Origin of the sequence: Flavobacterium cucumis, from assembly GCF_900148835.1 — a bacterium.
In the GTDB taxonomy this organism is placed as follows: Bacteria; Bacteroidota; Bacteroidia; order Flavobacteriales; family Flavobacteriaceae; genus Flavobacterium; species Flavobacterium cucumis.
The window spans coordinates 949,664-965,073 of sequence record NZ_FRYK01000001.1 but is presented as its reverse complement, the minus strand read 5'-3'; the positions used below and the strand labels follow the sequence as shown (position 1 = coordinate 965,073).

12 protein-coding genes are annotated in these 15,410 nt (G+C 33.6%); 4 read left to right on the top strand and 8 right to left on the bottom strand.

What is annotated here, in order from left to right:
- Nucleotides 1–5 precede the first annotated feature (5 nt).
- The 4 genes from BUE95_RS04540 to uvrC all read right to left on the bottom strand — a co-directional run bounded on the left by BUE95_RS04540 (nt 6) and on the right by uvrC (nt 5,782).
- Nucleotides 6–458 carry a CCC motif membrane protein gene (locus BUE95_RS04540; RefSeq protein WP_073581838.1) on the bottom strand — a complete coding sequence of 151 codons (453 nt, stop codon included), beginning with the start codon at nt 456–458 and terminating at the stop codon, nt 6–8.
- Nucleotides 458–1,615 carry a homogentisate 1,2-dioxygenase gene (locus BUE95_RS04535; protein WP_073581836.1) on the bottom strand — a complete coding sequence of 386 codons (1,158 nt, stop codon included), beginning with the start codon at nt 1,613–1,615 and terminating at the stop codon, nt 458–460. The genes BUE95_RS04540 and BUE95_RS04535 overlap by 1 nt, the downstream gene beginning before the upstream one ends.
- 160 nt (nt 1,616–1,775) lie before the next feature.
- Nucleotides 1,776–3,977: a patatin-like phospholipase family protein gene (locus BUE95_RS04530; protein WP_073581834.1), complete on the bottom strand. Its 2,202-nt coding sequence runs from the start codon at nt 3,975–3,977 to the stop codon at nt 1,776–1,778.
- The gene (uvrC, locus tag BUE95_RS04525) at nt 3,974–5,782 is read right to left on the bottom strand and encodes an excinuclease ABC subunit UvrC (protein WP_073581831.1); all 1,809 of its coding nucleotides are present in this window, start codon (nt 5,780–5,782) and stop codon (nt 3,974–3,976) included. The genes BUE95_RS04530 and uvrC overlap by 4 nt, the downstream gene beginning before the upstream one ends.
- A 668-nt stretch (nt 5,783–6,450) precedes the next feature.
- Between uvrC and BUE95_RS04520 the strand changes: the two genes are divergently transcribed.
- The 4 genes from BUE95_RS04520 (at nt 6,451) to BUE95_RS04505 (ending at nt 9,964) form a co-directional block, all read left to right on the top strand.
- Nucleotides 6,451–7,425 carry a succinylglutamate desuccinylase/aspartoacylase family protein gene (locus BUE95_RS04520; RefSeq protein ID WP_073581829.1) on the top strand — a complete coding sequence of 325 codons (975 nt, stop codon included), beginning with the start codon at nt 6,451–6,453 and terminating at the stop codon, nt 7,423–7,425.
- Nucleotides 7,426–7,481: 56 nt separating this feature from the next.
- Nucleotides 7,482–8,720, top strand: a complete 1,239-nt coding sequence (locus tag BUE95_RS04515; RefSeq protein ID WP_073581827.1) for a pyridoxal-dependent decarboxylase — start codon at nt 7,482–7,484, stop codon at nt 8,718–8,720.
- Nucleotides 8,713–9,288 carry a 5-formyltetrahydrofolate cyclo-ligase gene (locus BUE95_RS04510; RefSeq protein WP_073581825.1) on the top strand — a complete coding sequence of 192 codons (576 nt, stop codon included), beginning with the start codon at nt 8,713–8,715 and terminating at the stop codon, nt 9,286–9,288. The genes BUE95_RS04515 and BUE95_RS04510 overlap by 8 nt, the downstream gene beginning before the upstream one ends.
- Before the next feature lie 97 nt (nt 9,289–9,385).
- Nucleotides 9,386–9,964, top strand: coding sequence for a chalcone isomerase family protein (locus tag BUE95_RS04505; RefSeq protein ID WP_073581823.1), 579 nt, complete (start codon nt 9,386–9,388; stop codon nt 9,962–9,964).
- Between the two features lie 93 nt (nt 9,965–10,057).
- Here the strand turns inward: BUE95_RS04505 and BUE95_RS04500 are convergent, their stop codons facing one another.
- The 4 genes from BUE95_RS04500 to recO form a co-directional block, all read right to left on the bottom strand.
- The gene (locus BUE95_RS04500; RefSeq protein WP_073581821.1) at nt 10,058–10,657 is read right to left on the bottom strand and encodes a lipoprotein signal peptidase; all 600 of its coding nucleotides are present in this window, start codon (nt 10,655–10,657) and stop codon (nt 10,058–10,060) included.
- Between the two features lie 84 nt (nt 10,658–10,741).
- The gene (locus BUE95_RS04495; RefSeq protein WP_073581819.1) at nt 10,742–11,122 is read right to left on the bottom strand and encodes a TraR/DksA family transcriptional regulator; all 381 of its coding nucleotides are present in this window, start codon (nt 11,120–11,122) and stop codon (nt 10,742–10,744) included.
- Between the two features lie 48 nt (nt 11,123–11,170).
- Nucleotides 11,171–14,614: an isoleucine--tRNA ligase gene (gene ileS / locus BUE95_RS04490; protein ID WP_073581816.1), complete on the bottom strand. Its 3,444-nt coding sequence runs from the start codon at nt 14,612–14,614 to the stop codon at nt 11,171–11,173.
- A 79-nt stretch (nt 14,615–14,693) separates the two neighbouring features.
- Entirely contained in the window at nt 14,694–15,407 is a 714-nt protein-coding gene (gene recO / locus BUE95_RS04485; protein WP_073581814.1) for a DNA repair protein RecO, read from the bottom strand.
- Between the last annotated feature and the right edge of the window lie 3 nt (nt 15,408–15,410).

Genomic DNA, 15,410 nt, shown 5'->3' with positions numbered 1-15,410 from the left:
AAATTTTAATTTTCCGTTTTGACAGAATCTACAAAAGTAGAATCTATATAAATGGAATCGTTACTATAATTTTTTTCAATTTCTTCATCCATATAAATGGAATCGTTAACTTCTTGATTTTTAATTTGATCTAATCTGTTTTCTATGATGTCTGAAAATCCCACTTGATAAACCACAACCGCAACTATTATTACTATAAAATACATTGCTGATAAAATAGTTGTTACCAAACAAATGATTTTTCCAACATATACATTTTGTCGGCTTTGGTGTGAATATACTGTTGGATTTGCTTCATACTCTTTAAGGCTTTTAATTGAAAGAACTAATCCTACAATTCCTAAAATCAACGAAACAAATACTACTAATCCGCAACAAAATCCTAAAACCATAATTACAAATGCAATTATTCCTAGTATTAAAGCTGTTGGATCGGCTGATAATTTATTATAATTCATTAGTCTAACCAAGATTGAAAGTACTTATCATCAGCAATACCCATGGCATCTTCCGTCACCATTAAAGGTTTGAAAGTATCTACCATTACTGCTAATTCTAATGTTTCCTTCTTACCAATACTTCTTTCTGCTGCTCCTGGGTGTGGCCCGTGAGGAATCCCAGCAGGGTGTAACGAAATATTCCCTGGTTTTACATCGTTTCTACTCATAAAATCACCATCAACATAGTATAAAACCTCATCGGCATCAATATTACTATGATTGTAAGGTGCAGGAATTGATAAAGGATGATAATCGTATAATCTTGGAACAAACGAACAAATTACAAAAGCATTTGTTTCAAAAGTTTGGTGAACAGGCGGTGGTAAATGAATTCTTCCTGTAATAGGTTCGAAATCGTGAATGGAAAACGCATAAGGATAATTAAATCCGTCGTATCCAATCACATCAAATGGATGCGATGCATAAACCATTTCAAAAATCTCATCTTTCTTCTTAACTTTGATGATAAAATCCCCATTTTCATTATAGGTCTCTAGTTCTTCAGGACGACGAATATCGCGCTCGCAGAATGGAGAGTGCTCTAACAATTGACCAAACCAGTTTCTGTATTGTTTTGGAGTATAAACTGGGGAATGCGATTCAACGATAAACAAACGATTATCTTCAGTATCAAAATCCATTTTATAAATCATTCCTCTTGGAACAACTAGGTAATCTCCATATTTGAAATCCAAGTTTCCTAGCATGGTTCTAAGCTTACCACTACCTTTATGAATAAAAATCACTTCGTCTGAATCGGTATTCTTATAAAAATAATCGGTAGTTGATTTTCTTGGCGCAGCAAGAACAATATGACAATCCGAATTCGTCAATACGATTTTTCTACTTTCTAAAAAATCATCTTCAGGTGCAATATCAAAACCCCTTAATTTATAAGACTGAATATTGTTTGATTTGGCAATTTTAGGAGCTACACTATACTGCCTTCTAATTTCTTTAACCTGAGTTGGTCTTTGTTCATGATACAAGTTAGTTGACATTCCATCAAACCCAACAGTTCCAAATAATTGTTCATAATACAAATCCCCGTTTGGTTTTCGGAATTGTGTATGACGCTTGCGAGGAATTTCTCCCAGTTTGTGATATATTGGCATTTTTTCTTTTTATTAAAAGTTCTAAAAAAGTTCTAGCAAGACAACTATCTCGCTTTACATAAAAAAGGCATCCTCACTCAGGATTTCTCTTGATAAGGAACTTTAAATGCGAAAGTAAATCGACCCAATTTTTCATCAATACAAATATCGTAAAAAAAATTTAAAACCAAAATCCCACTGAAAACCAAGTATGATGATCTCTTGTCTCAGGAGACCAAGAATGTTTAATTTCTATTGGACCAATGATAGTTTCCAACCCATAACCAAAAGAATAACCTGAATATTTAGGTTTCTCAAACCAAGTATCTATTCTGTCAAATATTTTATTCCCAATGTTAGCAAAATTTGCCGAAAAATTCAAATGGTGTTTTTTAAACAATTCATAATCCGCTGTAAGCAATAATTTCACATAACTATCCCCAGCAATACTGAGGAAATCATAACCCAAAAATGGTTTAATATTATTAACCTGCTGAAAGCCATAACCTCCTAAAATAAAATCAAAATAAGAAACACTCCGTTCTCCAACTGCAAAACCCCCTTCCGTTTGCAATTTAAAAGTCATATTTTTAAACACAGGTTGCGCAAAACTAAAGTCGCCTTTCGCTATTGAAAAACGTTCAAAATTATTAGAATAATTTGTGGAATATAAGTAAGATTTGATTTCTGAATTAAGTCCCCATCCACTTCTTGGAAAATATTTTTGATCATACGTATCATACTTAGCAAATCCAAAAACAGACAAATAACTACTGTTTTCAAAAATAGGATTTTCATTTTGCACGGTTTCCGACTCTAACTTCAAATGTTTATATTCCAATCCAATACCTGTAGAAAATTTTTGCGCAAAAATTGTTTGCACATATGCCTGATTACTAATATCAAAAAAATCAACATTAACCGAATTAATCCCAAGATCTCCAAAAATATTTCCATTATCAAAATCTGTTGAAATGTTTTTGTTGAAAGAGATCATCTTGGAATTAAATCCAAAACTCCAATAAAAACCATTGTCGATGTAATAATCGAAGTTGTATCTGAAATTATCTCCTAGAATAACATCAACAGAAAAAACATCATTCTTAGCTAGTAATTTCCGTTTCGTGTAATTCACCAAGACTGCACTTTTATAAAGGCCATCATAGTGTAACCCAAATTTAAGAAATGCATTATTCTTGTTTTCTTGCAATTGTAAAACTAATCTTTCTCCTCCTTCAACGCTATCAAAAAAGTAATTTATAGAACTGAAATTTTGAGTAGCATTAAGATTCAAAACCCCTTTTTGTAATTGTTCAATAGAAACTTTAGTATTGCTTTTAAATTTTAATTTCCCTAAGATATAAGAACGTGTAAAATTCTCGAGCTTGTTAAAAGATATATCCCTAATGTAAACTGAATCAACTGAATTTATCTTTACACTTTTTCCTTTATTTGAGTTCCCGAAAGGAGCCAACTCTCTAACAAACTCTAAGGCTTTTTCTTCTCCTTTTTTTATAATTTCTTTCCCTTTTTCAAAATCTACAACTGTAAACCCTTTTATATCGGGCTTAATATAGATATCCGTTGCTTTTTGTTTTCCTTCCATTTTTTGAATCATGGAAAAATTATTGATTTGTGCTAAAACGGAAGTAACCTCTTTTAATTCGGCTCTAGTCTTTAATCCATCTTGAACATCTACACCAATAACAATAGCAACTCCTCGCAATTTTAATTCTTCAATTGGATAATTATCCACAACACCTCCGTCAATAAGCAACCTACCGTTAATTTCAACGGGGCTATACAAAGTTGGCAAAGCACCACTCGCAATCATGTTCTGAGCTAAAACGCCTGAATCTAAAACAACTTTTTCACCTGTTTCGGCATCTGTAGCAATGCATAAAAACGGTATAGGTAATTCATCAAAATCTCTAACATGACTAACTTGCTGGGTTAATGCAGAAAGCAAATTAAAATTATACAACCCTTTTGATAAGCCTGAAGGCAATCCTAATTTAAATTTATTAAACGGTAACGTCAAGGCATAAATCTCATCATTTCTTTTCTCATAAAAAGATTTTGACTCTCTTGGAGTATAATCTTGAAGGAGCGCATCGATATCCACATGTGAAAAAATAGAATCTAATTGTTCCGCATTATAGCCCGAGGCATACAATCCGCCTACTATAGCCCCCATACTTGTTCCTGCTATGTAATCGACTTTTATTCCTAACGAATCAATTACCTTCAAGACACCAATATGTGCTAATCCTTTCGCGCCACCACCACTAAGCACAAGTCCCACTTTTGGTCGCGCACTTTCTTGTCCTAAGCTGATTTGGGTAAAAAATAGTAGGCTTACAAACAAGAAGAGTTTTTTCATTGCGTATTTTTAGATTGAATTGTCTTGTAAAAGTCGGAAATTTTTTTGGCTTTTGAAACACCTACCACTTCCGAAATGGCTTTTTCATCGGCATTTTGCAATCTTTTAACGCTTTTAAAATGTTTCATTAACGTAATCATGGTCTTTTCTCCAATACCGGGAATACTTTCTAAACTATTGGTTAACGCCGACTTACTTCTTTTATCGCGATGATGGGTAATTCCAAATCGGTGCGCTTCGTTTCGTAAATGCTGAATTACTTTTAGTGTTTCTGATTTTTTATCTAAATAAAGGGGAACCGAGTCGCCTGGATAAAACAATTCTTCTAAACGTTTTGCAATTCCGATAATCGCAATTTTTCCTCGCAAACCTAAATCGTCCAAACTTTTTAAAGCCGAAGACAATTGCCCTTTTCCACCATCAATAATAATCAATTGTGGCAACGACTGATTTTCGTCTAACATACGTTTGTATCTTCGGTAAACGACTTCTTCCATCGAAGCAAAATCATTTGGACCTTCAACCGTTTTAATATTGAAATGACGGTAATCTTTTTTACTCGGTTTGCCATCTTTAAAAACCACACAAGCCGAAACGGGATTGGTTCCTTGAATGTTCGAATTATCAAAACACTCAATATGTCTTGGCTCTATTGATAAACGCAAATCTTTTTGCATTTGTGCCATGATCCGATTCGTGTGGCGTTCTGGATCGACTATCTGAATTTGCTTTAATTGGTCTAATCTATAATATTTAGCATTGCGTTCGGATAAATCTAAGATTTGCTTTTTATCGCCCAATTGTGGAACAGTAACTTTTATATTTTCACCCAAATCTATTGGAAATGGAACCACTATTTCTCTTGCATTTAAATGAAAACGCTCTCGCAATTCGACTACAGCTAATTCCAACAACTCTTCGTTGGTTTCGTCTAATTTTTTCTTTAATTCCAAGGTATGCGAACGGACAATTGCTCCGTGCGAAATTTGTAAAAAGTTCACATACGCCATCGTTTCATCGGAAACAATAGAAAACACATCCAAATTGGTGATTTTCGGATTCAAAACCGTAGAACGCGATTGGTAATTTTCTAAAACCTCAATTTTTTCTTTGATTTTTTGTGCTTCTTCAAACTTCATTTCCATAGCCAAGTCAGTCATTAATCTTTTGAAATCTTTCAAACTCTCTTTGAAATTTCCCTTTAAAATTTGACGAATTTTTTCTATTTGACTTTGGTAATGCTCCAAAGATTCATAGCCTTCACATGGTCCTTTACAATTGCCGATATGATATTCTAAACACACCTTAAATTTTCCAGAATCGATATTCGCTTTCGATAAATCGTAAGTACAAGTTCGAAGTGGATACAATTCTTTAATTAAATCTAAAATCGTATGAACCGTTTTAAAACTGGTGTAAGGTCCAAAATATTCCGAACCGTCTTTAATCATTTTTCGAGTAGAAAATATTCGTGGAAATCGTTCGTTTTTAATGCAAATCCAAGGATAGGTTTTGTCATCACGAAGCAACACATTATAACGTGGTTGTAATTTTTTTATCAGATTATTTTCCAATAATAACGCATCGGTTTCTGTAGGAACAACAATGTGTTTTATAGTAACAATTTTCTTAACTAAAACCGAAGTTTTATAATTATCGTGATTCTTCGTAAAATACGATTGAACGCGTTTTTTTAAGTTTTTCGCTTTTCCAACATATAGAATTTTTCCATCCTTATCAAAATATTGATACACACCTGGATTATCAGGTAAGGTTTGGATTTGAAGTTCTAATGGTGTTTGCATTTTTTAAGAAAAGAGTAAAGAACAAAGATAAGAGAGTTTATGATTTATTTTTTTGCATTCTGTATTTTTGTTTGGTATTTTTGGATACTTTGTAAAAATGAATAAAAGCACTATAAGTAAAATTAAAAAACTAGTATGAGGTATATTTTATTATTTATTGATTGGGTAATTAGTACTTCATATCATTTTTCAGTCATAAAACGAAAAAATTTAATAGATAACTCTATATTTTTCACATCAATTATTTTTACTGACATAATTGGATTAATTATAAATTTATTTGTATACTTTTTTGATTTAAATAGACCTAAACCATACTTATATCTGATAACTTTAATTATAGTGTTTGCTTCAAATAAAATATACTTATCTGATAAAACACGATTAAATCATATAATGAAAAAGAATGTCAATAAAAATGATTTTACAATGCTGTTTTTGGTTTTCTTTATTTTACAAATTCTGTTTTTTTCTTCTTTAGCTTTAATATATTAAATCTAACCGCTAGGAAAAAATACCTCAACAATTTCTATAAATTACATTTCTAGGTAAACTTGGCGTAAATCTTTGCGCTCTTTGCGTTTAAACATTTCAATTCTCAAAATTTCTTACATCTGTTTTCCTAAATGACATTTGTTTTTGTATTTTTAACACTTTAGATTTTAAAAATGACAGCCTCAAAACCACTTGTAATCCTTAAAGAAACCATTTTAGCGGGCGAAAGCAAAACCATTAACATGGAAATTGCCAAGTTGCACACCATGAATAAATTGAAAATTCCCATTATTGTGGAACGTTCAAAGCTTGATGGCCCAACGGTTTTGTTTACAGCTTGTTTACACGGCGATGAAATCAACGGAACCGAAATTGTACGCCAGTTAATTGTTCAAAAAATTAATAAACCAAAGCGCGGAACCATAATTTGCATTCCGATTATAAATATTTTCGGATTCATCAATAAAACAAGAGAATTTCCAGATGGTCGCGATTTGAATCGGGTTTTTCCTGGCAGTAAAAACGGTTCATTGGCAAGTCGTTTTGCTTACTACATTCTAAAAGATATTATACCACACGTAGATTATGCAATCGATTTTCATGCAGGTGGTGCTAGCCGATTTAATGCCCCACAAATTAGAATTGTACCTGAAAACCCCGAATTAAAGAAGCTTTCCGATGTTTTTAACGCTCCCTTTACCTTGTATTCGAAGAATATTTCAGGTTCGTTTCGAAATTCTTGTGATAAATTAGGCGTAAAAATGTTGCTTTTTGAAGGGGGAAAATCATTAGATTTAAATCTTCAAATTACAGAAGAAGCAATAGCGGGAACCAAACGTTTTTTACAGCATTTAGATATGCTCAATCCTAGAAAAAAAGCGAGTGTTCCAAAAAGCAAAAGCATATACATTGAAAAATCGAATTGGGTTAGAGCCAAATACTCGGGCATGTTTCACGGTTTAACAACCATTGGGAAATTTGTCAAAAAGGGAGAATTACTGGCAACGATTTCTGACCCTTATGGGAAAGTAGAACACAAAATGAAAGCACCTCATGATGGTTATGTTATCAATGTTAATGATGCGCCAATCGTGTATCAGGGAGATGCCATTTTTCACATTTCAACACAATTAGAATTGGAAAGCTAACAATTATCATATTTTAAAAGTTTTTTTGACCGTAATTTTGCTAAAAATCTAAGCATATGCATTTTTGGAAAAAATTAACCCAAGAAGAAAGAAAAAACCGAATTGAAAAAGCGCTTAATGATAATGTAAATTTCTCAAAAGATGCTTCTCTAGGCTATCCAGCTTCAAAACTAGATGGTCGTGTATTTTATGACGACGCCCCTTTTTTAAAAGATGCTCCAACGTTACAAACGTATGTTGCCAATCCTAATAATATCGGATGCCACACTTTTGGAACGTCAGAAAAAGCATTTTACGGCACCCAAGAAATTGAGCGTGAAGTTTTAAACGTAATTGCAGTTGACATTTTCAAAGCCAAAGAAGATGCATTTGACGGCTACATTGCTCCAGGAGGAACCGAAGCTAATATTCAAGCCATTTGGGTTTTTAGAAATGAATTTAAGCACAAATTCGAAGCGAAATTAGAGGAAATTGCCATTTTAGCTTCAGAAGACACCCACTATTCTATTCCTAAAGCTTCCAACTTATTGCAAATTGATTGGTTAAAAATCCCTGTTGGATTTGAAAATCGTGAAATTGACGCAATAGCACTGGACCATATTATTTCGGAAGCTAAAAATAAAGGGAAAAAATATTTTATTGCGGTTTCCAATATGGGAACTACCATGTTTGGTTCCGTTGATAATCCTGAAGTCTACACTTCTAACTTAGAGAAACACAACGTTACCTATCGTTTACATATTGATGGCGCTTATGGAGGATTTGTATACCCGTTTAGCAATCAAAATTCAGATATCAATTTCAGCAATCCTAAAATTAGTTCCATTACGATTGATGCACACAAAATGTTACAAGCTCCTTACGGAACTGGTGTTTTCATTTGCCGAAAAGGTTTGATTGAAAACGTACTAACAAAAGAAGCCGAATATGTTGAAGGAATGGACTTAACGCTTTGTGGAAGTCGCTCTGGCGCAAATGCCGTGGCAGTTTGGATGATATTATTCACCTATGGCGCTTTTGGTTGGTTTGAAAAAGTGAGTATTTTACAAATGCGCACCCAATTTTTATGTAACGAATTAGACAAATTAAACATCAACTATTTCCGTGAACCGTTCATGAATATTGTGACCATTCATTCGGAATCTATTCCAGAAAAAATTGCTGAAAAGTATGATTTAGTACCGCAACAACACAATGAACACAACAGATGGTACAAAATTGTGTTAATGGATCACGTAGAAGTAGAACATTTGACTAAATTTATACAAGAATTGAAAACTTCAATAAATGGATAAGAAAGCGCTAAGAAGTAAGTATAAAGCATTAAGACAATCCTTGACTCAAGAAGAAATCGAAGACAAAAGTTTAGCGATTGCAAACCAATTGTTACAAATCAATATTTGGGATAAGCTGTACTATCACGTGTTTTTAACAATCGAAGAGCAAAAGGAAATTAACACCGAGTACATTCTTCAGATTTTAGCAGGGAAAGATAAAGAAATCGTAATTTCAAAATGCGAATTTGCAACTTTAGGAATGACGCATTTTTTAATGACCGATAACACCAAAATTAAGAAAAATAGTTATAATGTTCCCGAACCTATTACAGGATTAGAAGTTCCTGACTCAAAAATCGATGTGGTATTTGTACCGCTTTTAGCTTACGACAAACAAGGAAATAGGGTTGGATATGGCAAAGGGTTTTACGACAACTTCCTCAGCAAATGTAAGCCTGAAACAATTAAAATTGGACTTTCTTTTTTTACGCCTGAGGACTCCATTGAAGGAATTTCTTCAAATGATATAAAATTGGATTTCTGTGTTACAAATAACCACATTTTCAATTTTTCTCAATTTTCTTAATAAAATAGCTACAATTATTGTTAAATTGCAGTAAATGAGCAACATAAATTTTGAATTCACTTTTTTTTTGTATTTTTGTAGACTAAATTATTCTTATATGAAAAAGCTTTTAATGGTATTTTGTTTGTTTTCATTTCTTTTTTCTTATTCACAAGAAGACATGGAATTTGATGGCATAAAAATCAAAACTTCAATCAAAGTTGAAGATGGAGATGATAAAACGAAATTAATTTTGAACGGAGCAGGTATTCGTGATAAAATGTGGGTTAACCTATATGTTCAAGCCCTTTATTTATTAGACAAATCAAATGATGCTCAAAAAATTCTTGATTCTGACGAAACTATTGCAACACGACTTCATGTTACTTCTTCATTGGTAACAAAAAAGAAATTAATTCAAGCCATTGAAGAAGGTATCGAAAAATCTTATAAAGGGGATTTAAGTTTAATTAGAGAACGTTTAGATACGTTTATGACCTTTTTTGAAACCCAATTAGACAAGGAAGGTTATGTAGACATGGTATATTCTTCTAATACTCAAAAAACAGCTGTATATATCAACAGAAAGTTTGTTGGAGATGTCCCTGGAAAAGATTTCAGAAAAGCCCTTTTTGGAATTTGGCTAGAAGAAAATTGCGTAGATAAAACCTTGAGAAAAAGACTATTAGGGATGTAATAAAAACCAAAAAACCAGAATTAAAATTCTGGTTTTTTTTATGAATAGATTTTTTACACCCTGATATTGAAACTATTTTAATTAGATTATAACTTATTCAGCATGAGCAAAAGCTCTTTTATTGAAGACAATTAAAATCCCTACACCAGTTGAAATCGCTACATCGGCTACGTTGAAAATGGCATTAAAAAAAGTAAAGTGTTTGCCCCCCCAAACAGGCAACCATGAAGGTAAATTTCCTTCCCAAATAGGGAAATAAAACATATCAACCACTTCTCCATGGAACCAAGTACCATAAGGCTGATCAGAAAAAGCTGTTGCTATTTGATGGTAACTATCATTAAAAATGACACCATAAAAAACGGAATCAATAATATTTCCCAAAGCACCTGTAAATATCAAAGCAATTGCGACAATCAAATAATTAGAAGCATTTTTTTTAACAGAATCCCATAACCACCAAGCAATTCCTGCTACAGCAACAATTCTAAATAAAGTAAGAATCAATTTACCATACTCTCCTGGAATTTCTGCCCCCCAAGCCATACCCTCATTTTCAATAAAATGAATACGAAACCAATCAAAAACTTTTACTTCTTCGTTAATGTAAAAGTTGGTTTTTATATAAATTTTAGAAATTTGATCTATTAGTAAAATACTAATAATTAATAAATAGGCTTTTTTAAGTGACATTGTATTTGTTTTTAGCAAAAATAGTAGTTTTTATCTAATAAAAAACGCTCCAAAAGGAGCGTTAGTATCTTTTTTTAAAAAAGATTAACGTTGCAAATTTTTTGCTTCAATACTCATAGTTGCATGAGGTACAATTTTTAATCTTTCCTTACTTATTAATTTGCCTGTAACTTTACACAAACCATAGGTTTTATTTTCGATACGAATTAAGGCATTCTTTAAATCTCTAATAAATTTTTCTTGACGAATGGCTAATTGCGAATTGGCTTCTTTACTCATGGTTTCACTGCCTTCTTCAAATGCTTTGAACGTTGGCGATGTATCATCTGTACCATTATTTAAATCATTCATGTAAGCACTCTTAATAAGCTCTAAATCCCCTTTAGCCTTTTCTAATTTCGCTTGAATTAACGCTTTGAATTCAGCCAAATCAGCGTCTGAATATCTAATTTGCTCTTCTACCATAATTTCAATATTTTTATAGTTATACGTCGGTTAAAAACCCTTCGGTTTTTATTTTGAAATTAATATACTTGTTTTTATATCATCAAACTCAATTTCCATACCATTTTTAAGGTTTTCCATAAAAATTAATGATTCGGTTAGTGTTTCTGACTTAATATACGATTCATTAGCTAAAACGGCTTCCTCAACTTGCGGATTTTTTTCCATTTTAACAGTAATCTTGTCCGTAACTTCAAAACCAGAATCTTTTCTGATGTTTTGGATTCTGTTGATTAATTCTCTCGCAATCCCTTCTTTTCTTAATTCCGCGGAAATCGTAATGTCTAAAGCTACAGTAATTCCGTTTGAATTGGCTACTAACCAACCAGGGATATCTTGCGATGAAATTTCAACATCATCTTGTGATAAAGTTATACTTTTTCCAGCAATTTCCATAACAAGCTCTCCTTCACGCTCTAATCTAGCAATTTGCTCCTGTCCAAAACCTTGTATCTCTCTGGAAACCAAACCCATATCCTTTCCAAAACGCGGTCCCAATGCTTTAAAATTAGGCTTAATTTGTTTCACTAAAACACCTGAAGCATCGTCTAACAACTCCACTTCTTTCACGTTTACTTCGGCTTTAATCAAGTCAGAAACCGCTTCAATTTCAGCACGCTGAGTGTCGTCAAGTACAGGAATCATAACCCTTTGCAACGGTTGACGTACTTTAATCATTTCCTTCTTACGAAGTGATAAAACTAACGAAGAAACCGTTTGTGCTTTCATCATTTTACTTTCCAGTGATTTATCAACAAAGTTTTCAACCATTTTTGGAAACTCGGCCAAATGTACGCTTTCAAATGACTCAGAACCTGTAGCTTGTGTTAAATCTCTGTAAAGTTTATCCATAAAAAATGGTGCAATTGGCGCAGAAAGTTTCGCAACCGTTACCAAACAGGTATAAAGTGTTTGATAAGCTGCTATTTTATCTTGTGCATAATCACCTTTCCAGAATCTTCTTCTACACAAACGAACGTACCAGTTACTCAAGTTTTCTTGAACAAAATCAGAAATAGCACGAGCCGCTTTAGTTGGTTCATAATCTGCATACGCATCATCCACTAATTGAATTAACGTATGTAATTCCGATAAAATCCAACGATCGATTTCTGGTCTTTCGTTTAATGGAACTTCGGCTTCATTGTATTTGAAACCATCTATATTCGCATATAAAGCAAAAAACGAGTATGTATTATAAAGTGTTCCGAAGAATTTTCTTCTTACCTCAGCAACGCCTTCTATATCAAATTTTAAGTTGTCCCAAGGATTGGCATTCGAAATCATGTACCAACGCGTTGCATCTGGACCATACTCAGCCAAAGTAGTAAATGGATCCACAGCATTTCCTAAACGTTTCGACATTTTTTGTCCGTTTTTATCCAAAACTAATCCGTTTGAAACAACGTTTTTGTAAGCAACTTTATCAAAAACTAATGTTCCGATAGCGTGTAACGTATAGAACCAACCACGAGTTTGATCCACACCTTCAGCAATAAAATCAGCTGGGAATGCTTTATTCTCTTCGATCAATTCTTTGTTTTCAAATGGATAATGCCATTGTGCATAAGGCATTGCTCCTGAATCGAACCAAACGTCAATTAAATCCGTTTCGCGTTTCATTGGTTTTCCTGTTGGAGAAACTAAAACGATGTTATCCACTACATTTTTGTGTAAATCCACTAAATCGTAGTTGGCTTCGCTCATGTCGCCAATTTTGAACCCTTTGTATGGATTATCTGTTTGGAAACCTGCTGCGATAGATTTTTCGATTTCGTTGTACAATTCTTCAACCGAACCTACCAACATTTCTTCGGTTCCGTCTTCGCTTCTCCAAATTGGTAAAGGAATTCCCCAATATCTTGAACGTGATAAATTCCAATCGTTAGCATTTTTCAACCAGTTTCCGAATCGACCTTCTCCAGTTGCTTTTGGTTTCCAGTTGATGGTTTCGTTTAAGTCGAACATTCTATCTTTGATTTCGGTTACTTTAATAAACCAAGAATCTAATGGATAATATAAAATTGGTTTGTCCGTTCTCCAACAATGTGGGTAACTGTGCACATATTTTTCGACTTTGAAAGCTTTATTTTCTTCTTTTAAATGGATAGCAATTTCTACGTCAGCTGAACGTTCTGGCGCCTCTCCGTCGTTGTAATATTCGTTTTTAACGTATTTTCCTGAATAATCACCTAAGCCTTGGATGAATCTTCCTTGTAAGTCTACCAATGGCACAGGATTTCCGTTTTCGTCTAAGACTAACATTGGCGGTACTTCTGGAGTTGCTTCTTTAGCTACTTTAGCGTCATCAGCTCCAAATGTTGGTGCAGTATGAACAATTCCAGTTCCATCTTCCGTAGTTACGAAATCTCCTGAAATTACTCTAAATGCATTTTCTGGATTTTGATAAGGTAACGCTAATGGCAATAATTGTTCATAACGAATTCCTACTAAATCAGCACCTTTTGCTTCTGCTAAAATTTGGTATGGAATCTTTTTATCTTCTGATTTATAATTTGCAAAATCAGCATCTGATTCTGCTACAAAATACTTCCCGCCGAATTGTTTTCCAACTAAATTCTTAGCTAAAACTACATTAACCGCTTCAAAAGTATATTGATTGAATGTTTTCACTAAAACATAATCGATTTTTGGCCCAACGGTTAACGCTGTATTTGATGGAAGCGTCCAAGGAGTTGTCGTCCAAGCTAAGAAATAGGCCTCCCCCAGCCCCTCCAAAAGAGGGGAGCTCAAACGAAACGCTTTTGCGATATCGTTTGCTGTTCCCCCTTCGGAGGTTACGGGGCTTTTGAATTGAGCTACAATCGTAGTATCCGTAACATCACGGTAGGAACCTGGTTGATTCACTTCGTGCGAAGATAAACCGGTTCCCGCTTTTGGAGAATACGGTTGGATTGTGTAACCTTTGTATAATAAATCTTTGTTGTAAATTTGTTTTAGCAACCACCAAACGGTTTCCATGTATTTGGATTTGTAGGTCACATACGGGTCTTCCATATCTACCCAATATCCCATTTTTTCGGTAAGGTCATTCCAAACGTCGGTGTAACGCATAACGGTTCTTTTACACGCTTCGTTGTATTCGGTAACTGAAATCGTTTTTCCAATATCTTCTTTAGTGATGCCTAATTCTTTTTCGGTACCTAATTCTACAGGTAATCCGTGCGTATCCCAGCCCGCTTTACGCTTAACTTGGTAACCTTTTTGAGTTTTATAACGACAAAAAATATCTTTAATCGCACGCGCCATCACGTGGTGAATTCCAGGCAAACCATTTGCTGATGGTGGTCCTTCAAAAAACACGTAAGGGGTAGCTCCTTCACGAGAAGTTACCGATTGTTCAAAGATGTTGTTTTTTTTCCAAAAATCAAGAACTTCTGATGCTACTGTTGGCAAGTCAAGTCCTTTGTATTCAGTAAATTTTGTACTCATTTTGTCGCTTTCTTAAATCAATTTGCGAAAGTAATGATTTAAAGGTAAAAGGCAAAAGGTAAAAGGCAAAAGTTAAGACTTAGGAAAAAACTTCTCGTAAAACTTCTAATGATTTTGGTTTTTTAAAACCTTCGAGATGCAATGAGTAGAAATCCAAGAGGATTTTCAATAAAATTTGACGTTCAATTCCAGCAAAAGTTTTCTGATTGGAATCAAATTTGAGTTCAATTAATCGTTTGAACAATTGCGTTTCATGAGCTGAAAGTGTATTTACCGATTGAAATGGCGTAAAGAAACCTTCTTTCACATCGAAAAAGTCGAAATCCATTTCGGAAACATCGGGATAAAATCCTAAGAATTTGGTCATTTCCATCAACAAAATAAGATGAAAATTTGTAGCTTCTTCGTGTGTATCTAACCAAAGTAAAGCGGTCTCTAAAAAGGAAAAAAGGTTCTCATTTTTCTCTTCTTCGTGTATACTATGATGTAAAATTTCGGATAAAAAAATGATGATCGTACTTTTAACAACATCTGTATGTATCGAATGAAAACTGTGGGCTAATTTTATTTCTTTGAAGTGTTCTAGCGTACCTTTACTTTTGTGATTCGCTTCGATTTCAATAATTGTTAAGGGCTGAAAATAGGCGATTTTTTGATTCGCTTTTTTATTGGAATACACACTTGGAACGAAGTAGCTTTTCAAACCATCCGATTGTGTAAAACACTTAACAATCAAGCTCTTTTCTTGATATTTTAAAGCAGAAATGACGATAGCTTTGGTTTTGACTAACATTTG

Excerpts from the sequence above, each read along its gene's own strand:
- BUE95_RS04540 (WP_073581838.1), bottom strand. The coding sequence starts at position 458 with ATGAATTATAATAAATTATCAGCCGATCCAACAGCTTTAATACTAGGA.
- BUE95_RS04535 (WP_073581836.1), bottom strand. The coding sequence starts at position 1,615 with ATGCCAATATATCACAAACTGGGAGAAATTCCTCGCAAGCGTCATACA.
- BUE95_RS04530 (WP_073581834.1), bottom strand. The coding sequence starts at position 3,977 with ATGAAAAAACTCTTCTTGTTTGTAAGCCTACTATTTTTTACCCAAATC.
- uvrC (WP_073581831.1), bottom strand. The coding sequence starts at position 5,782 with ATGCAAACACCATTAGAACTTCAAATCCAAACCTTACCTGATAATCCA.
- BUE95_RS04520 (WP_073581829.1), top strand. The coding sequence starts at position 6,451 with ATGACAGCCTCAAAACCACTTGTAATCCTTAAAGAAACCATTTTAGCG.
- BUE95_RS04515 (WP_073581827.1), top strand. The coding sequence starts at position 7,482 with ATGCATTTTTGGAAAAAATTAACCCAAGAAGAAAGAAAAAACCGAATT.
- BUE95_RS04510 (WP_073581825.1), top strand. The coding sequence starts at position 8,713 with ATGGATAAGAAAGCGCTAAGAAGTAAGTATAAAGCATTAAGACAATCC.
- BUE95_RS04505 (WP_073581823.1), top strand. The coding sequence starts at position 9,386 with ATGAAAAAGCTTTTAATGGTATTTTGTTTGTTTTCATTTCTTTTTTCT.
- BUE95_RS04500 (WP_073581821.1), bottom strand. The coding sequence starts at position 10,657 with ATGTCACTTAAAAAAGCCTATTTATTAATTATTAGTATTTTACTAATA.
- BUE95_RS04495 (WP_073581819.1), bottom strand. The coding sequence starts at position 11,122 with ATGGTAGAAGAGCAAATTAGATATTCAGACGCTGATTTGGCTGAATTC.
- ileS (WP_073581816.1), bottom strand. The coding sequence starts at position 14,614 with ATGAGTACAAAATTTACTGAATACAAAGGACTTGACTTGCCAACAGTA.
- recO (WP_073581814.1), bottom strand. The coding sequence starts at position 15,407 with ATGTTAGTCAAAACCAAAGCTATCGTCATTTCTGCTTTAAAATATCAA.